The organism is Granulicoccus phenolivorans DSM 17626 = NBRC 107789 = JCM 15570, from assembly GCF_000423085.1.
GTDB classification, from domain to species: domain Bacteria; phylum Actinomycetota; class Actinomycetes; order Propionibacteriales; family Propionibacteriaceae; genus Granulicoccus; species Granulicoccus phenolivorans.
The window spans coordinates 1-17,971 of sequence record NZ_AUHH01000023.1; the positions used below are offsets into that span (position 1 = coordinate 1).

At 69.8% G+C, this 17,971-nt stretch carries 14 protein-coding genes and 1 pseudogene; 5 read left to right on the plus strand and 10 right to left on the minus strand.

What is annotated here, in order from left to right; translation table 11 throughout:
* Nucleotides 1–198 precede the first annotated feature (198 nt).
* Together G531_RS0110455 and G531_RS0110460 are read left to right on the plus strand one after the other, a co-directional pair.
* A complete protein-coding gene (locus G531_RS0110455; protein WP_026927222.1) occupies nt 199–561 on the plus strand; it encodes a hypothetical protein in 363 nt (120 codons plus the stop codon).
* Entirely contained in the window at nt 561–2,279 is a 1,719-nt protein-coding gene (locus G531_RS0110460) for a hypothetical protein (RefSeq protein WP_026927223.1), read from the plus strand. The genes G531_RS0110455 and G531_RS0110460 overlap by 1 nt, the downstream gene beginning before the upstream one ends.
* On the opposite strand, the gene G531_RS21830 is transcribed toward G531_RS0110460, so the two are convergent.
* The 4 genes and pseudogenes from G531_RS21830 to purS form a co-directional block, all read right to left on the minus strand.
* Nucleotides 2,280–3,896 (minus strand): arabinofuranosyltransferase AftB family protein, encoded by a 1,617-nt coding sequence (locus G531_RS21830; RefSeq protein ID WP_145978793.1) that lies wholly within the window; start codon nt 3,894–3,896, stop codon nt 2,280–2,282.
* Nucleotides 3,897–3,988: 92 nt separating this feature from the next.
* Nucleotides 3,989–6,256, minus strand: a complete 2,268-nt coding sequence (purL, locus tag G531_RS0110470; RefSeq protein WP_026927224.1) for a phosphoribosylformylglycinamidine synthase subunit PurL — start codon at nt 6,254–6,256, stop codon at nt 3,989–3,991.
* A 12-nt stretch (nt 6,257–6,268) separates the two neighbouring features.
* Nucleotides 6,269–6,943, minus strand: a complete 675-nt coding sequence (purQ, locus tag G531_RS0110475; protein ID WP_026927225.1) for a phosphoribosylformylglycinamidine synthase subunit PurQ — start codon at nt 6,941–6,943, stop codon at nt 6,269–6,271.
* A gap of 188 nt (nt 6,944–7,131) precedes the next feature.
* Nucleotides 7,132–7,359 (minus strand): annotated as a pseudogene (purS, locus tag G531_RS26285) (phosphoribosylformylglycinamidine synthase subunit PurS); the annotation flags it as partial.
* A 50-nt stretch (nt 7,360–7,409) separates the two neighbouring features.
* On the opposite strand from purS, the gene G531_RS25695 reads away from it, so the two are divergent.
* The 3 genes from G531_RS25695 to G531_RS21840 all read left to right on the plus strand — a co-directional run bounded on the left by G531_RS25695 (nt 7,410) and on the right by G531_RS21840 (nt 9,740).
* Entirely contained in the window at nt 7,410–8,156 is a 747-nt protein-coding gene (locus G531_RS25695; protein WP_026927226.1) for a hypothetical protein, read from the plus strand.
* A 93-nt stretch (nt 8,157–8,249) separates the two neighbouring features.
* Entirely contained in the window at nt 8,250–9,131 is an 882-nt protein-coding gene (gene gnd / locus G531_RS0110490; protein ID WP_026927227.1) for a phosphogluconate dehydrogenase (NAD(+)-dependent, decarboxylating), read from the plus strand.
* Nucleotides 9,132–9,173: 42 nt separating this feature from the next.
* Nucleotides 9,174–9,740: a Uma2 family endonuclease gene (locus tag G531_RS21840; protein WP_035758526.1), complete on the plus strand. Its 567-nt coding sequence runs from the start codon at nt 9,174–9,176 to the stop codon at nt 9,738–9,740.
* A 34-nt stretch (nt 9,741–9,774) separates the two neighbouring features.
* Here G531_RS21840 and G531_RS0110500 read toward each other — a convergent pair whose 3' ends face one another.
* The 6 genes from G531_RS0110500 to G531_RS0110525 all read right to left on the minus strand — a co-directional run bounded on the left by G531_RS0110500 (nt 9,775) and on the right by G531_RS0110525 (nt 17,960).
* On the minus strand, nt 9,775–11,403 hold the full coding sequence (locus tag G531_RS0110500; RefSeq protein WP_051215344.1) for a flavin-containing monooxygenase: 1,629 nt from the start codon (nt 11,401–11,403) through the stop codon (nt 9,775–9,777).
* Between the two features lie 695 nt (nt 11,404–12,098).
* Complete coding sequence (locus G531_RS0110505) at nt 12,099–12,986, minus strand: phosphoribosylaminoimidazolesuccinocarboxamide synthase (protein ID WP_026927229.1); 888 nt, start codon at nt 12,984–12,986, stop codon at nt 12,099–12,101.
* Nucleotides 12,987–13,170: 184 nt separating this feature from the next.
* Nucleotides 13,171–14,178 carry a 13E12 repeat family protein gene (locus tag G531_RS0110510; protein WP_026927230.1) on the minus strand — a complete coding sequence of 336 codons (1,008 nt, stop codon included), beginning with the start codon at nt 14,176–14,178 and terminating at the stop codon, nt 13,171–13,173.
* A 35-nt stretch (nt 14,179–14,213) separates the two neighbouring features.
* Complete coding sequence (locus G531_RS26720) at nt 14,214–14,555, minus strand: hypothetical protein (RefSeq protein ID WP_026927231.1); 342 nt, start codon at nt 14,553–14,555, stop codon at nt 14,214–14,216.
* 88 nt (nt 14,556–14,643) lie between these two features.
* Nucleotides 14,644–16,974 carry an arylsulfatase gene (locus G531_RS0110520; RefSeq protein ID WP_026927232.1) on the minus strand — a complete coding sequence of 777 codons (2,331 nt, stop codon included), beginning with the start codon at nt 16,972–16,974 and terminating at the stop codon, nt 14,644–14,646.
* Nucleotides 16,974–17,960 carry an ABC transporter substrate-binding protein gene (locus G531_RS0110525; RefSeq protein ID WP_026927233.1) on the minus strand — a complete coding sequence of 329 codons (987 nt, stop codon included), beginning with the start codon at nt 17,958–17,960 and terminating at the stop codon, nt 16,974–16,976. Before G531_RS0110525 ends, G531_RS0110520 begins: the two co-directional genes overlap by 1 nt.
* Nucleotides 17,961–17,971: the final 11 nt, after the last annotated feature.

Here is a 17,971-nt window from a genome sequence, read left to right on the forward strand (position 1 = left end):
GCGAGCCCCGCCCTCGTCCAGCGAAGCAACACCCCGAGCAGCTCCCACTGCTGACCTCGCTGCCCGACACGAACCTTCGCTCCATCCCCGCCGGCCCCACACTCCCCGGCGCCGGAATCTTCCCCATTCGCCAGGAGGAACTGCGCCGACCGCTCTGCTTGAATGACAAGCGATTCCCACGCCTGCGAGGAGCCTCCCGTGTCGAACCGCGCACCGGTCCCCGACTATGAGTCCGTGTCCGTCGAACCCGGCCGGGTCCGGGACTTCGCCCGCTTCCTCGACGCGGTCAGCGAGGAACTCGCCCTGCTCGAGCAGCAGGTTCTGCCGCTGCCGGCCAAGCCGCTGGACTTCGGGGTCTTTCCCGCCGCCGAGCGCGTACGCACCCAGCACTCCGGCACCGTCGATGTCCTCACCGCGAACGTGGTCGCGCTACGGCAACGGTGCGCGGAACTCGCCTCCGGCACCGCGGCGATCTCGCGGCAGTACGCCGACCTGGAGGATCTCAACAACGCCCTGGCCGACACCATCACCACCGAACTGAACCGGTCGGAGCAGCGCTGATGCTGACCCAACACGACGGCGGCGGGGGCGGCTCGGTCTTCGGCGGACAGACCCAGCGGGAGATCCAGGTGACCGTCGCCTCCCCGGACCGCCCCGGCATCACGACCCATCGCGATACCTGGGACCACGTGGCGACCCGGACCGCGGAACTGCGGACCGAGGTACTCAGCCGACTGAACACCCTGCTGGGTGAGGGCGGCTGGACCGGGCCGGGTGCGGCCGCCTTCCGGAAGGTGCTCACCACCGACCTGCTCGAGGTCCTGGCAACCCAGTCGACCGCGGCCCGACAGCTGACCGGCCGGGTCGGCGTACTCCAGGAATCGCTGGCCCACACCACCACGGTCGCCGAGCAGAACGACATCCCCTGGGATCGCGACGTGCAGTGGCAGGTGGTGTGGCACCGGCCCGACCAGACCTTCTTCGGCTGGCTCGACGAGGTGGTCACCGGCGACGACGACGACCTGGCCCGACGCAGTGCCGAACAACCCTACGAACTGATGAACGGCCGCCAGACGGTACTGAAGCAGATTCCCAAGCCGCAGTGGGAGGCGATGCTGCAGCAGACCCCGGTCAGCAATGCCAGCGCGGTGTACCGGGCGACCCAGTTCCCGATCAGCGGCGAAACCCATCGCTTCGACCGGCTGATGGAGCAGCTGAACATGAACACCACGCCGCGCGGGAACGTGTCGAATTCCGCGACCGGGACCAATACTGCCCTCGGCGGTTACTCCCCGCCCGAGGTCGAGTACGCCACCTTCGCCGACGGGTCGACCGCGCAGCAGCGTACGCAGGGCGCCATTCCGGGCACCCCGGGCTACCGGCCCAACGCGGTCGCCCCGCACTATCCGAACTCCGCGGATCCGGGGGCGGCCGGGTCCCCGGCGCCCTCGGCCGGGTATGCGCCCTCGGCCGGGTATGCGCCCTCGACCGGGTACGCCGCGCCGGGCAGCGCCTCCGGCCCGGGCAGCCCCTCCGGTCCGGGAGCAACTTTCGCTCCGGGAGCGTACGCCCCGGGAACCAGCAGCGCCGGGCTCCCGTCGGCACCGAACGGCCCCGGCCACCCCGGCACCGGCAGCCCGTACGCCCCGAACACCCCGTACGCCCCCGGCACCCCGGGCCTCGCCGATCCGGGCGCCCTCGGAACCACCCCGGCAGCGGGAACCCCCGGCGCCCCCGCCCCCGGTTGGGCAGCAGCGCCGACGCCGACCCCCGGACCGGGCCCGAGCACCTTCAGCAATCACCTTCCCGGCGGCTCCACGATGTCAGCCGCCCTGCCGCTCGCCCTCGCCCCGGGCCTGACCTCGCGCACCCCCGCCGACTCCCGCACCGCACCGGGCACCGGGCAGCCCGGAGCAGGTACCCGACAGGATCCGGCCAAGCTCACTCCCGGAAACCTCACCGGCCCGACCCCGGGCAGCCCGACCCCGGGCACCCCGACCCCGGGCACCCGACCGAAGAGCGGCGGCACCTTCCTGATCGGTCCCGGCGGCCGACCGATGGTCAGCCCCGGCAACGTCGGCAGCCTGGCCGGCCCCGGTGGGAGCCCGACCGCCGGCGGGACCCCAACCAGCGGGACCTCGACCGGTGCCGGCGGAATGACCCCGATGATGCCGCTGACCGGCCGCGGGCACGGCAAGAAATCCGAGACCCGCAACCAGTATCAGAGCTGGCTCGAGGAGGACGAGGACGTCTGGTCCGACCCGCCCGCCGACCGCTGATCAACAGAGTTCGGCGCGCGCCGTCGCCACATCGGGGGCGATGCTGAGCGTGGTCAGGCGTACCGACGCCGCCAGATTCGCCCCGAAGCGGGCCGGGGTCATCGGGGCACTGATCGCCGCGGTCAGTTCCCGCAGCGGCGCGCACTGCATGATCTCCCGCGCGGCCCGATCGTCGTCGGTGTCCTTCGCCGACGGGGCGGCGTACCGGGCCACCCGCCAATGTTCGGGCCGCTCCACATGGCCGATCTTCTCCGGCTGGGTCGGCATCGGGATCCGCGCGGCGATCGGGTCGGCCAGGCCGAGGGTGTCCACGATGATCACATCGGTCCCGGCCACCACCGAATAGACGCCGATCGACGGAAAGGCATGCGCGACCCGGATGCCGTCGGCGGCCGGGAAGAACACGTTGTGCTCAGTGCGGTAGTACCGCCGCCCGGCCTCGAGATCCCGCCGCGCCTCGGCCCCGCGGACCGCGAAAATGTGCCCCTGCCAATCGGCGATGTGCACGGTCTCATGGCTGGGCACATAGGTCGTGTAGTGCAGCCGCTCGTCGGTGACCCCGTGGCCGAGCGCGATCACCGGCCGGTACAGCGCCACCGGGTAGATCGCCCACAGCACCAGCATCGCCACCGAAACCGCCAGCCACCGCCGCGCTGGCGCCCAGTTGACGAACAGCACCCCGATCGGCAGCATCAGCGCGAACAGCGGCGGCAGCAGGAACCGGCCGTGCATGAAGTCGCCGCCGACCCGGATCACATAGACCACGTGCGCCAGCGCCGGCACCACGGTCCCGGCCACCAGGGCGATCGCCGCCCGGTTCCGCTGCCCGATCAGGTGCCGCAGCCGGTACGCCAGCAGCAGCCCGCCGATCAGCAGTGGCAGCCACAGCGCGAACCCGTTGAGGAACAGCCAGGCATAGTTGCCGCCCAGCCCCCACAGCGCATTCCCGGCCCCCTTGGCCAGGGCGGTGTTGGGCACCAGGATGCCGTAATAGCCCATCCGGAAGATCTGGTACGCCAGGGGCAGCGCCACCGCGAGCAGCGCCGCGGCCACCCACCCCTTCCAGGAGCGGCGGGACTGCCACAGCAGAGCCACCGCGAACCCGACACTGTACAGCGCCGCATCGGGCCGGACCAGGTACCCCAGGCCGATCACGATCGGCAGCCAGAGTGGATCCCAGGCCGCCCGGGGTTCGGGTTTCGGCCCCTCGACCCCCGGCACCGGCAGCCGCCGGGCCAGCCCCCAGAAGCAGATCGCCAGCCAGGCGAAGGTGATCGCCGGCTCCAGGCCGCTGGTCGCGAAATCCCACATCACCGGGATCGCCGCCACCACGAGCAGCCCGGCCGGCAGCGGGAAGCCGTCGGCCTGCCCGCTCGCTCGGGCGAACCGGACCGCGCCGAGGGCGGCGAACACGAACGCCGCGACCGCACAGATCCAGCCGAGCACGACCGCGGTGACCGAGATCTCGGCCGGCACGATCCACGACACCAGCGCGAGCAGGTAGAACCACAGTGTGCTGGTGGTCAGCTCCACCCGTTCGCCGGGGTTGAACACCGGCCCGTTGCCGGCGTGCAACTCCATCACGACCCGGACGTTGATGAACCCGTCATCCGACATCCATCGGCGCTGCCACGCCAGTACCGCGTACCAGACGATGACGACCAGTACGGGTAACCAGCGGGCCCACCGGCCGAGTCGGTGATCCAAGATCAGGCCATCGCGGCCGGCAGGGTCGCCTGCCAGGCCTCCCGCAAACGGCTCAACGGCAGGTCAACCAGCCCGGCCACGCGGAAGGTGGCGTCAGCTCCCCCGGCGGTGACGGTGCCCAGCCGGGTCAGCGGGAGCCGGTGCTCCTTCGCCAGTGCGGTCAGGGCGGCCGAGGCGCCCGCGCGAACGGTCACCAGGACCCGGCCCGCGCTCTCGGAGAACAGCGCCACGGTCGGCTCGGCCCCCTGGGGCAGCGTCACCTCGACGCCGAAGCCACCCTGCTGGCAGGACTCGAACAGCGCCTGGGCCAGACCGCCGTCGGCCAGGTCGTGCGCCGAGGAGAGCGTCTGCTGGGTCGCGGCCTGCTGCAGCGCGGCGGCCAGCCGCTGTTCGTGTTCGAAGTCGAGCACCGGCGGCATCCCACCGAGGTGGCCGTTGTGGAACACATCGGCCCACACGGTGCCGGACATCTCCTCGCGGGTCTCCCCGAGCAGCCACACCTCATCGCCGGTCTCGGCGAAGCCGGAGCGGATCCGCAGCGTGACGTCGTCCATCACCCCGAGCATCCCGACGGTCGGGGTGGGCAGAATCGCGGTGTCCCCGGTCTGGTTGTAGAAGGACACGTTCCCACCGGTGACCGGCAGCCCCAGCGCGGCACACCCGTCCTTCAGGCCCAGGATCGCCTCGACGAACTGCCACATGATCGCCGGATCCTCCGGGGACCCGAAGTTCAGGCAGTCGGTGATCGCGACCGGCTGCGCGCCGGTGACCGCCACGTTCCGGTACGCCTCCAGCAGCGCGTGCTGGGCGCCCAGGTAGGGGTTGAGATAGGCCATCCGGGAGTTGCAGTCGGTCGACAGCGCGATGCCCAGATTGGTCTTCGGGTCGATCCGCAGCATGCCGGCGTCCTCGGGCTGGGCCAGCACCGAGTTGCCCCGGACGAAGCGATCGTACTGCCGGGTCACCCAAGACTTGTCGCACAGGTTCGGCGCGGCCACCAGGCGCAGCAGCTGGTTGGTGATCGCCACCGGCGAGTTGTCCCGCGGCAGCTTGTTCGCATCGTTCGCGTGGACCCGGTCCATCCAGGCCGGGTAGGCGTACGGGCGCTGGTAGACCGGGCCGTCGGCGGCGACGGTCTCCGGAATGACGTCGACCACGACCTCGCCGTGCCAGGTGATGACCAGCCGGTCGTCGTCGGTGACCTCGCCGACCACGGTGGCCTGGACGTCCCATTTGCGGCAGATTTCCATGAAGCGCTCGACCTGGCCGGGTTCGACCACGGCCATCATCCGCTCCTGGGATTCGCTCATCAGGATCTCTTCGGGGCTCAGCGACGGGTCCCGCAGCGGGACCCGGTCGAGCTCGACCCGCATGCCGCCGTCGCCGGCGCTGGCCAGCTCCGAGGTGGAGCAGGACAGTCCGCCGCCGCCGAGGTCCTGGATGCCGACGACCAGCTTCTCGGCGAACAGTTCCAGGGTGCACTCGATCAGCAGCTTCTCCATGAACGGGTCGCCGACCTGGACGCTGGGGCGCTTGGTCGGGCCGCCCTCGGTGAAGGTCTCGGAGGCCAGCACCGAGACGCCGCCGATGCCGTCGCCGCCGGTGGCCGCGCCGTACAGGATGACCTGGTTGCCGACGCCGGTGGCGTGGGCCAGATGCAGGTCCTCATGCTTGAGTACGCCGACACACAGCGCGTTGACCAGGGGGTTCCCGGCGTACGTGCGGTCGAACATGACTTCACCGCCGATGTTGGGCAGGCCCAGGCAGTTGCCGTACCCGCCGACGCCGGCGACGATCCCCTCGACCACCCGCGGGGTGTCCGGGCCGTCGATCGGGCCGAAGCGCAGCGGGTCCATCACGCCGATCGGGCGGGCGCCCATCGCGAGGATGTCGCGGACGATCCCGCCGACCCCGGTGGCCGCGCCCTGGTAGGGCTCGACGTAGCTGGGGTGGTTGTGCGACTCCATCTTGAAGGTGACCGCGTACCCGTGGCCGATGTCGACCACGCCGGCGTTCTCGCCGATTCCGGCCAGCATCGGGCCGCGCGGGGTGTTCTGGTCGAGTTCGCCGAACTTGCGCAGGTGCACCTTGGAGGACTTGTAGGAGCAGTGCTCCGACCACATCACCGAGTACATCGCCAACTCCGAGGCGGTCGGGCGGCGCTTCAGGATGTCGCGGATCCGCGCGTACTCATCGGGATTGAGCCCCAGGTCGGCCCAGGGCTGGACGACGTCGGGGGTCTCGGCTGCGTTCTTGACTGTGTCTGCCACGACTCTCCTCGCTCAGCCGAGCGCCCGGGCCAGGAAGGCCTGCACGCTGGTGAAGAATGGCTTTCCGTCGGTGTTGCCGGTGAGGTCTTCGACGTTGTGTTCGGGGTGCGGCATCAGGCCGACCACGTTGCCGCGCTCATTGGTGACCCCGGCGATGTCACGCGCGGACCCGTTGGGGTTGCCGACGTAACGGAAGACGACCTGGTTCTCCCCCTCGATGCGGCGCAGGGTCTCCTCGTCGGCGACATAGTTGCCCTCGCCGGACTTGAGGACGATCGTGATCTCCTGGCCCGGGGTATAGGTGTTGGTCCACACCGTGTCGATGCTCTCCACCCGCAGGCGCTGCTCGGTGCACACGAACGTACGCCCGGCGTTGCGGGTGAGGGCACCCGGCAGCAGATGCGCCTCGCACAGGATCTGGAACCCGTTGCAGATCCCCAACAGCGGCATCCCGGCGTCGGCCCGCTTGATGATCTCGCTCATCACCGGGGAGAACCGGGCGATCGCGCCGCAGCGCAGATAGTCGCCGTAGGAGAATCCGCCGGGCAGGATGACCGCGTCCACGCCCTGCACCGAGTCCGTGCCGTGCCACAGCGGGACCGGCTTCAACCCGGCCAACTCCACCGCGCGCAGGGCATCGGAATCATCCAGGGATCCGGGGAAGGTGACTACTCCGATCCGGGGGATCACTGCTGCTGCCCCCCGGTGCCGGGCCGCGGCGCCTGCTGGACCGGGCGGGGCTGCGGCGCGGTCCCCTGGGTCGGCACCGGGCGCGGCGTGGTGGCGGGCCGGGGTGCGGTCTGCTGGGGAGCAGACTGCTGGAGAGCGGCGGCCTGCTGCGGGGTGCGGCCCTGTTCCGGCGCCGGGGCGGCGTACACGGTGAAGTCCTCGATCACGGTGTTGGCCAGCAACTTCTCCGCGGCGCTGCGGATCTGCGCAAGCACCGCCTCGGTCACCTCACCGGCCACCTCGATCTCGAACCGTTTGCCCTGCCGCACGGACAGGCCCTCGAAACCCAGACGCGCGAGCGCCCCGGTGACCGCCTTGCCCTGGGGGTCCAGGATCTCCTGCTTCGGCATTACATCGACCACTACGCGTGCCATGGGGGTGATCCTAGCCGGATGCTGCCCCCGGCGCGCGTAGGCTCATTTGTGTGAACGAAGGCACCACCTTGTACGACCCGGCGGTCATCGCGGCCCTGCGGGCGACCGGGGGTGCGGCACTGACTCCGACGACCCGGTTCCCGGCCCGCTCCCGATGGATCCACCGCGGGCTGCCCGGCGACACCCGCTACACCATCTGTTCTCCGCAGGTGCCCGCCCGGCACTGGAATGTGGTGGGGCTGGCGTACGCGCCCGGCGACCGGCGGGTTCGGGCCCTGCAGATCGTGGTCCCGCTGGGAATCGGGGTGGTCGTCGGGGCCGTGGCGGGTTGGCTGATCGGGACCTTCGTGACCGGGGACTCATTTCCGTTCGCCGCGGTGCTGGCGATCTCGGTCCTGACCGGGCTGGTGATCGCGCTGATCCTGGTCCTCACCCGGGTGCTGCAGGGCCGCGGGCACGCCCGCCAGGTGGTGACGGTACGCAATCAACATGCCGCTGCGATGGTCGAGATCGACGAGGCCTGCCGGGCCGCGCTCGGGCGTGGCGTACCCCTGGACTGCGGGCAACTGCTGTGGGAGGCCGCCCACGACGAGCAGCTCGCTCTCGGCGCGGCCCATTCGCTGGCGATGCTGCCCGATGCCGAGGATGACCGGGTCCTCGGATTCCTGCAGCGCACCCGGGGCACCGAACAGGGCGCCGGGGAGTACACGATGCTCAAGTCGGCCTTCGACCACCGGGACGAGCGGGGGCGCGACACCGGGGAGCCCGGCGGAATGACCGGCCTGTTCTCCCGCTGACCGACTCAGCGGCGGCGGTGGGGCCACACTGCGCGGGGTTCGTGGGCGCCTGTAGCGTGGCGCTCGGGAATCGCGACGGCGAGGGAGAACAGCATGCAGATGGGCCTGATCGGACTCGGCAAAATGGGCGGGAACATGCGGGAGCGCCTGCGCCGCGCCGGCCACACGATCATCGGATTCGACACCAACCCCGAGATCTCCGATGCGACCAGTCAGCAGGACATGATCGCGCAACTGACCGACTCCCCGCGGGTGGTCTGGGTGATGGTGCCCGACCAGGTCACCGACGGGGTCATCGACGAACTCGCCGAGCACCTCTCGGCCGGGGACATCGTCATCGACGGCGGCAACTCCAAGTGGACCCACGATGCGCGGCACGCCGAAGCGCTCGGGGCCCGCGGGATCCGGTTCCTGGACTGCGGTGTCTCCGGCGGGGTGTGGGGCCTGGAGAACGGGTACGCCCTGATGTGCGGCGGGCCGGAGGATGCGGTGCAGGCGGTGATGCCGATCTTCGACGCACTCAAGCCGGCCGGTGACTCGGGCTTCGTGCACGCCGGCGACCACGGGGCGGGGCACTTCGCCAAGATGGTGCACAACGGCATCGAGTACGGCCTGATGCAGGCGTACGCCGAGGGCTGGGAGCTGCTGGAGAAGGCCGACATCGTCACCCATGTGCCGGAGGTCTTCAACTCCTGGCGCGAGGGCACGGTGATCCGGTCCTGGCTGCTGGACCTGATGGTGCGTGCCATGGCCGCCGACCCCCATCTGGACAAGATCGAGGGGTACGCCGCGGACTCCGGTGAGGGGCGCTGGACGGTGAACGCCGCGGTCGACATGGGCGTGCCGGTGCCGACCATCACCGCGGCCCTGTTCGCCCGCTTCGTGTCCCAGATGGACGACTCCCCCACCATGAAGATGGTGGCCGCGATGCGCAACCAGTTCGGTGGGCACGCCGTCCGCACCGAGGGAGAGTGACCGCGGACTAGCATTGAGGAGATCGGACCCGAGGAGGCTGAGATGTCCGCTCTGGTGACGTCCCTGTGGCCCTCCGGTCCGATCGGCCTCGCGGAGTGGGAGGCGCTCCCCAGTGATGCGGGACTCCGTCTGGAGTGCAGCGAAGGAGTCCTTGTCGTGAACCCTTCACCGCGCCTGGGCCATCAGGTTGCGGCCCTGCGGCTGGCGCGCCTGCTGCAGGACCAGCTGGCCGACTGCCTGGTCGCGCCCGAGGTCGACGTACTGCTCAGCGAGGTGCCCCTGACGATCCGGACCCCGGACCTGGTCCTGATCCGCCCGGAGCTGCTGGCCGGCGACCCCGTCCGACTCCGGGCATCCGACGTGTTGATGGCCGTCGAGGTGGTCTCGCCGGGCAGCCGGCGTACCGATCGGATCACCAAGCGCAGCGAGTATGCCGAGGCGGGGATCCCGCTCTACTGGGTGGTCGAGCTGGAGAGTCGTCAGATCACCTGGCATCGGGACCCCCAGGGGGAGGAGTACCGTTCGCGTGAAGTCGTACGCGACCACGCGGTCCTCCCCGCCCCCGGCGGCACCGTCCGGATCGATCTGACCTCGCTGGTCAGCCGCTGATCACTTGACGAATCTGATCACTTGACGAGTGAGATCACTTGACGATGAAGCCGCGATAGCTGTCGTCGCGGACGTCGTCACAGATGCGGCGGTAGCCGTCCAGGCCGCCCACGTACGACATCATCACCTTGGGCTTGCCGGGGATGTTCGCGCCGGTGTACCAGGAGTTCCCCTCCGGATACAGGGTGTACGCGGCCATCTCGGCGCAGGTCTCGGTCCACTCGGTCTGGGCGGTCTCGTCGGCCTCGACGGTCTGCACGTCGTGCTCCTCGAAATGGGCGATCGCCTCGGCGACCCAGTCGACATGCTGCTCGATCGCGCAGACCACGTTGGTCAGCACGTTCGGACTGCCGGGACCGGTGATCATGAACATGTTCGGGAACTCCGAAACCATGAGGCCGAGGTAGGTTTCCGGCCCGTCGGCCCAGGCGTCAGCCAGCTTCGCACCGTCGCGTCCGGTGATGTTGAGCTTCAGCCAGGAGCCGGTGACCGCGTCGAAGCCGGTGGCGAAGATGACCGCGTCGAACTCGTGCTCCCCCGACTCGGTCCGGATCCCGGTCTCGGTGAACTCCAGCAGCGGGTCCTGGCGCAGGTCGACCAGGCGTACGTTCTCCCGGTTGTAGGTCTCGAAGTAGCCGGTGTTCAGCGTCATCCGCTTCGCGCCGAGCGGGTAGGTGCGCGGGGACAGCGTCTCGGCCAGCGCGGGGTCGGTCACCTTGGAACGGATCTTGCCCCGGAAGAATTCCGAGATGGTGTGGTTGGCGTCCATGTTGGTGAACAGGTCGGGGTAGACCGCGATCAGGTCGATCGCGCGGTGCCGGTTCCAGCGTTCCTCATAGACCGCGTTGCGCTCCTCCTCGGAGTGCTCGAGGGCGCTGTGCGGCAGCGGTTCGGTGTACTGGCCGGCCGGGGTGGTGCGGGATTTGTGCACGTAATCATCGAAGTTGGCGACGAACTCGTCGCGCACCTGGGCATCCATCGGCAGCGGCCCGTAGTCGAGGGAGAAGGCCGGGGTGCGCTGGAAGACGGTCAGCGAGGCGGCCTGCTTGGCGACCTCGGGGATGACCTGCACGCCGGAGGATCCGGTGCCGATCACCGCGACCCGCTTGCCGGCCAGGTCGACGCCGCCCTTGGGCCAGGTGCCGGTGTGGTAGGTCTCGCCGCGGTAGTTCGCCAGGCCGGGGAAGTCGGGAATCTGGCCGGTGGACAGGCAGCCGACCGCCGGGATGAACCACTTGCAGCGGTACTCCTCGCCGCGGTCGGTGCGGATCAGCCAGCGGTTGGCGTCCTGGTCGTAGGTGGCAGACGTGACCCGGGTGTTGAACCGGAAGTGTTCGGTGACCCCGAGTTTGTCGGCCGCGTTCTGCAGATAGCTCAGGATCTCCGGCTGGGCCGGGTAGCGCTCGCTGGGGCGGAACTCCTCGACCAGGTGACGGAACCGGGTGTACTGGTACTCCAGGCTGATGCAGTCGCAGCGGGCCCCGGGGTAGCGGTTCCAGTACCACGTGCCGCCCACTCCGGAGCCGGCCTCGATCCCCTGAACGCTGCGGCCCTGCTCGAGGAGTTGGGCGACCATGTCGATGCCGGAGAAACCGGCGCCGATCACGATGACGTCGACGGTGCGAACGCCGACAGTGGTGGGGCTGATGTCAGTTGCAGTCATGAGCGAACCTCTTTGTTCTTCTCGACGATCCAACAGGATAACTATGCGCATAATAGTTACTGATATTTCGCTGAGGTTCAAGGGGTCGCGACAACTCGACGGCGGGCTACTGCGGAAAGTGGGCGGATCCTGCCACCAGACACCGGAAATTGCCCCAGATCAGCGGAATTGGGCACGCTGGCGGCAGGATCGGACCACACAGGGCCGCCGAGCAGCAGCCGGACCACCGGCGGGCACTGCTGCGTCACGCCGTGCTGTCGGTCCGGCGGGCTCGGTCCAGGCTTGTGGAGTGGTGGCTCGGGGGGGGCGCTCCTGGGCCGCGGGTTCTCCGGCGGGTCCGCGGGTTCTCCGGCGGGTCCGCGGGCGCTCCTGACTGCTCGCCGGTCCACATCCGGCCCGCGGCCCCTGCAGCACCCGCGCGCCCGAACTCAACCCGCGCACCCGAAGATAACCCGCGATCGGACCTACCCCGGAGCACCCGAGCCGCGGCGGTCCGGGACGCAACGGCCCGGGTTTGCGTGGGCACGGTGGGCGGATCCTGCCACCAGACACCGGAAATTGCCCCGGATCAGCAGAATTCGGCACGCTGGCGGCAGGATCGGACCACAGACCGGATCTCACGACCCCGGAAGAGTCCGAAAACACCGACGGCCGGCCCCGGAAGGGACCGGCCGTCGAGTCCGGGTGCGTCAGGGTCAGTACTCCTGGTCGCCGAACACTTCGCCGGTGAGCCGGGCGTAGGCCTCGGCGTACCGGGCCCGGGTCGCGGCGATCACGCTGTCGGGCAGGGGCGGCGGCGGGGTGTCGGAGTCCTTGTTCCAGCCCGACTCGTGCAGCAGCCAGTTGCGCACATACTGCTTGTCGAAGGACTCCAGCGAGTTGGGCCAGGCCGAGGCGTCCCAGAACCGCGACGAATCAGGGGTCAGCACCTCATCGGCGAGCACGATCGACCCGTCGGGGCGTACGCCGAACTCGAACTTGGTGTCGGCGAGGATGATCCCGCGGTCCCGGGCGATCCGTTCGGCGCGGGCATAGATCGCCAGGGTCAGATCGCGGATCGCGGCGGCCCGATCGAACCCGATCAGCTCCACCACCCGGTCGAAGGAGATGTTCTCGTCATGATCGCCGAGGGCCGCCTTGGTGGCCGGGGTGAAGATCGGAGCCGGCAGCCGGTCCCCGTCATTCAGCCCCTCGGGCAGGGCGACCCCGCAGACCGAGCCGGTCTTCTGGTACTCCACCCACCCGGACCCGGTGAGGTAGCCCCGGGCGACGCATTCGACCGGGATCATCTCCAACTGCTCGCAGATCGCGGCCCGCCCGGCCACCACGTCGGGCACCTCGGTGGTCAGGACGTGGTTGTCGACCAGGTCGTGCAGTTGAGCGAACCACCAGTGCGACAGCTGGGTGAGGATGATCCCCTTGTCCGGGATCTGGGAGTCCAGCACCCAGTCGAAGGCCGAGATGTTGTCGGTGGTGACGATGAGGATGGCGTCGCGGTCATTGACCGGCGGCACCGCGTACAGCTCACGGACCTTCCCGGCGTGAATCAGGGGCAGACCGAGGGCGGCTTCGAACGTGCTCACCGGGGCAGCTTATCCAGTCGGTCGAGGGCGAGTGCGGCCAGTGCCCCAAGCGACCCGCCCCGGGTGGGGGTCTCCGTGGGTGGCCCCGGCGACCAGGGTGGAAGCGATGACCCGCCTGTGGACACCCTTCGGACCCCGCTGACTTGCCGTCGGCGGGGCGGGGTGGAGCGATTCGGCCGGGCGGCTACAGCTGGGTCGCCGGGCTGTCGGCAGTAACGTGCTGCGGATGAGCCGTGGTGCCATTGCCGGTCACGGTATATCGATAGCCGAGCGGAGAAACCCAGTGGAGCACTCCCTGCTCGGGTTGTTCTACCAGCCAGCCACCATGAGTCTTCACCCGATGCGACCGCTGCCCCAACGGCGCCAGGTTCCCCAGCCTGGTCTGCCCCGCCCCGCGCTGCCGCTCGTGGTCGTAGGCAACGGTGTGATCCCATTGACACCGCCGGGCCGGCGTCGTCGCGTACGGGAACATGTCATAGGGCATCTGCGCCTCCAGAACCCGCCCCATCCAGGTGGGCACCCGATAGCCGTCCTGCGGTTCGGCCCGCGCCACATCAAGGATCGGCTGCACCTTGACCCGACAACCGCGCAGCAGCTCGGCGAGCTGATTGGTCAGCACATGGCCGTACCGGTCCAGCTCTGCCGTCGAAGCCAGATTCACTTCCCCGGAGTAGGGATCGGCCCGACCGGCCAGGTGCACCACGAGCTCGACCGACCGCGGCCGCCGGACACCGCGGCTCGAATCCGGAAGGTGGTCCGTCACCTCGGCCCGGAGGTGATCGAAGGTTTCGGGCGGCCCCAATGGTAGTTGCTCGGGCAGCGCCGCAACGCCGAGCGCATTGCGTGCCAACAGGCCCAGCCCACGGGCCCGACGCTGCCCGACCGTACTCCGGTCTCCCGCCGGGAGTGCGTCGGCAATCCGGTCCAGCGCGGTGTCCAGGGCGACGCCGTCGGCGGCCCCCAGTCGGGCCCAGACATCGACGTGACCGCGGTCGATCCGCGACACGCGGACCTCGCGGAACGCTGCCGCATCCTCGATCTTGCGCATTGCCAGGTGGGGATCGGCCAGCAGGATCAATCGATCGACCTCGCGCTGTGCGCGACCCCACGACAACCCGATCAGGGCGGCGGCCGCCGGCTCGTCGATGACGGCACAGTCCTCCCGGCTCAGATCGCGAGCCCGGTCGGTCACAATACGCGCCTGCCACGGCGCCACATGACCGGCAATCACCCGTGCCCACAGGTGGGGGTGCCGATGTCGCAGATTGAGCACGAAGGCGATCCGCGACGCGGCCTCCGAGGGCTGACCCGCAACCTCGGCCCCAGTTCGTGGGCGAGGAATTCCCCGATCATCGGCGTTCCGTCCGAGCCGCCGGCGTACACCTGCTCGCACCCCTTGAGCAGGACCGTTCGATCCACGTCATAGAGGTCACAGGCTGCGGCGATGGCCAGGATCTGCGCAATCTCGCCGGCCCGCGCCTGGGCGACACCGTGATCGAGCGCAGCCAGGGCCTCTCCGAGATGGCGCGGCGGAGAGTGCACGACTTCCACATCCGTTATCGAACTCATGTTTCAATACTGCCAGAGCCCACCGACAGTTTTTGAGCATGCGCCCGACCCGGTGAAAGGGAACGGACGCACGCCCAGGAGAAGTGGCTCAGTCGTAGAACACCGCAGTGTCGTACGCCAGGGCCGCCGCGGCGTGCTGGCCGTACTCGGCCGGATCGCCCGGCTCATAGCGCACCGAGTGCAGCCGACCGGTGTAGGGGTAGGTGCCGTGCGCGGCGTAGAGATCCCAATGCACCGGGCCGCCGGCGTTGCGGCCGACCGAGATCCCGCTGAACGGGGCCATCCCGACCAGTTGCCACAGCCCCGTCCGGCGGGGCGCCCCGACCCCGTCCACCCCGACCCGCAGTTCGGTCCGGAAGTCCGGTTCCGGCGTGGCCTCGAGGCTGATCCGGTGCTCTCCCTCGCCGATCGCGATCGGGTCCAGCTCGGAGAGTTCCCCGTACGCGTTGTAGGCGACCCGGAGCTGCCCGTCGGCGACCCAGACCACGTACCCACCGCTCTGGTCACCATGGGCCAGCAGGATGCCCGCATCTCCCGCCGCGACGTGGACGTCGATCAGCACCCGCCAGGCCCGCAACTGGATCAGCGCCGCCGAGCGGTAGCGCTCCAGCCGCGGGGTTCCCGGCAACAGGGTCACCGCGCTCCCCAGGTGCTGGGCCTCGTCGGGTCGGCGTACGCCCCCGACCCCGGCGTCCAGCGGGAACACGGTGTTCGCCCAGGCGGCCCGTTCCCAGGCCGCGGCGAGTTCGGCGACCCGGTCCGGCTCGGCGGCGGCGAGGTTGTGCAGCTCGGTCGGGTCGGTGGCGACGTGGTACAGCTCCCATTCGCGATCGTCGAAGTCCGCCCCCGGCGCGTGCCGGGTGACGATCTTCCACCCGTCCGCGTAGTAGCCCCGGTTGCCGCCGAACTCGGCGTACTGCTCGGGGTGGGTGCTCGGCGCATTCTCCCGGGCCACCGGCGCGAAGCTCACCCCGTCGATCTCCTTGGCCGGCAGATTGTGCCGCTGCCCCGGATGCTCCAGCCCGGCCAGGTCGAGCACGGTCGGCAGGATGTCGGTGACGTACTGGTACTGCTCCCGGACGCCGGTATCCCCCTCGGCCCGGGGCAGCCCGGCCGGCCAGGACACGATCAACGGAACCCGGACGCCGCCGGCGAAGGTCTGCCCCTTGTAGAGCCGGAACGGGGTGTTCGACGCCATCCCCCAGCCGCGCGGATAGTGCACCATCGAGCGCGGCCCACCGATCAGGTCCGGGTCGCGGTTCACATCGGGTTCCCAGTCCACCGGCAGGTTCGGGATGTGCGCGAAGCGGCTGAAGTAGCTGCGGGTCCCCTCGGCCCCGCCCTCATTGGTGCCGCCGTTGTCGGAGGTGAACACGATCAGGGTGTTGTCGAGTTCGCCGAGGGTCTCCAGCAGGTCGACGATCCGGCCCAGGCTGTCATCGACGCTGGTCACCATCGCCGCGTACACCTCCATGTAGCGGGCGTACCGGTCGCGGGTCTCGGCATCGAGATCGTCCCAGGCGTCCACTTCGAGCCCGGGTTCCCAGTTCCGCGGGGCCAACTCGGTGCCCGCGGGGAACAGGCCGTCGGCGAGCTGGCGACCGAAGCGCTCCTCCCGGATCCGGTCCCAGCCTGCGGCGTACCGACCGCGCTGAGCGGCCAGGTCCTCCGGCTTCGCCCCGAGCGGCCCGTGCATCGCGGTGTGCGCGAAGTACAGGAAGAACGGCCGGGTGGTGTCGCTGGCGCGCAGCGACTTGATCATCGCCAGCGCCTGATCGGTGTAGTCGTCGGTCAGGTAGTAGCCGTCAGGGGTCTCCTCGATGTCGACCGCCGAGTTGTCCCGGATCAGCTGGTTCGGGTGGAAGAAGCTGTTCAGCCCCTCCAGCGATCCGTAGTAGCGGTCGAACCCGCGCTGGATCGGCCAGGTGTGCTTCGGCGCGGCGGCGTTGATCAGCGCATCGCGGGTCAGGTGCCATTTGCCGACGCCGTAGGTGGCGTACCCGTGCCCGCGCAGCGCCTCGGCCAGGGTGACCACGTCCTCATCCAGTTCCAGCCGCAGCCCCGGTACGCCGGGGTCGGAGTTTGCCACCGAGCCATAGCCGGCCCGGTGCGGATTGAGCCCGGTCAGCAGGGCCGCCCGGGCCGGGGAGCAGACCGGGGTGGTGTGGTAGTTGGTGAACCGCAGTCCGGCAGCGGCGAGCCGGTCCAGGTTCGGGGTGGGGATCTCCGAGCCGAACGGGCCGATGTCGCTGTAGCCGAGGTCGTCGACCAGGATCACCACGACGTTGGGCGAGCCCTCCGGCGCCCGCTTCGGCCTGGGCCAGGCGCGTTGGGAGTCGCCCACGGTACGCCCGATCCGGGCGGGCCAGTTCTCGTACCCACGGGCGTACCCGGGCAGGGCGGGGTTGGCTTCAGTCATCAGTTGCCTCCGGTGAGGGTGTCGTTGAAGCGGGTGTCGTATTCGGCGCTCACGTCGAGCTTGGCCCTGAGCAGGCCCTGGGCGTGGTAGACGTCGGCCTGCTTCTGCTGTTCGGCGATCACCGCGTCGTCGATCGGGACGAAGGTGAAGTTCTCCCGCGCCAGGACTGCCCGGGCGACCTCGGGCTTGAGTCCGGTCAGCGCGGTGTACTTGGTGGCCCAGGCCTCGGGGTTGGCGTGGGCCCAGGCGTAGCCGCGTCGGATCCGCTGGAGCAGGTCCTCGATCGCGGCGGTCTTGCCCGGATCGGCCAGGGCCTTGTCGGTGGCGAGGACGTAGCTGTAGCCGGAGGTGACGCCACGGCCGTCGGCGATGCTGCGAGCCCCACTCAGTTCGAGCTGGGACAGCTGCGGATCGACGCTGGTGATCGCGTCGACGTCACCGGACCGGAAGGCGGCCAGGGCGTCGGCCGGGGGCAGATTCACCACCTGGATGTCGTTGAGGGTGAGGCCGGCACCGGCCAGCACCTGGATCAGCGTGTACTGCAGGATCGTCGCCTCGGTCGTGGCGACTTTCTTCCCGCGCAGGTCGGCCGCCGACTGCAGCGCCGAGCCGCCCTGGGCCAGCACCGTCACGTACGCCCGGTCCTCGCGTACCGTCCGGGCGACGCCGACGGCCTTGACCGGGATCTGGTTGGCCTGAGCGAAGATCGCGGGGGTGTCGGCGGTGATGCCGACATCGACCGAGTCGCTGGCGACCGCCTCCAGGAAGCCGGGGCCGGCGGGGAACAGCTTGTAGTCGACCCGGTAGTCGGTGGGGGTCTGGCCGGAGGCCTCGAGCAGGGCTTCGATCAGTTTGGCCGAGCCGAGCTGGCCGTAGTTGATCGTCACCTTCGATCCGCTGCCGGCGGCGGCATTTGCGCAGCCGGACAGGCCCAGGACGCCGAGGGCGGTGAGCAGCGCGAGCAGCACGGGAGCGATTCGTTTCATGGGAGTCGTGT

What these genes read in the sequence shown, in the direction of transcription:
- G531_RS0110460 (WP_026927223.1), top strand. Translation starts at nt 561, where the DNA reads ATGCTGACCCAACACGACGGCGGCGGGGGCGGCTCGGTCTTCGGCGGA.
- G531_RS21830 (WP_145978793.1), bottom strand. Translation starts at nt 3,896, where the DNA reads ATGTCGGATGACGGGTTCATCAACGTCCGGGTCGTGATGGAGTTGCAC.
- gnd (WP_026927227.1), top strand. Translation starts at nt 8,250, where the DNA reads ATGCAGATGGGCCTGATCGGACTCGGCAAAATGGGCGGGAACATGCGG.
- G531_RS21840 (WP_035758526.1), top strand. Translation starts at nt 9,174, where the DNA reads ATGTCCGCTCTGGTGACGTCCCTGTGGCCCTCCGGTCCGATCGGCCTC.
- G531_RS0110500 (WP_051215344.1), bottom strand. Translation starts at nt 11,403, where the DNA reads ATGACTGCAACTGACATCAGCCCCACCACTGTCGGCGTTCGCACCGTC.
- G531_RS26720 (WP_026927231.1), bottom strand. Translation starts at nt 14,555, where the DNA reads ATGAGTTCGATAACGGATGTGGAAGTCGTGCACTCTCCGCCGCGCCAT.
- G531_RS0110520 (WP_026927232.1), bottom strand. Translation starts at nt 16,974, where the DNA reads ATGACTGAAGCCAACCCCGCCCTGCCCGGGTACGCCCGTGGGTACGAG.
- G531_RS0110525 (WP_026927233.1), bottom strand. Translation starts at nt 17,960, where the DNA reads ATGAAACGAATCGCTCCCGTGCTGCTCGCGCTGCTCACCGCCCTCGGC.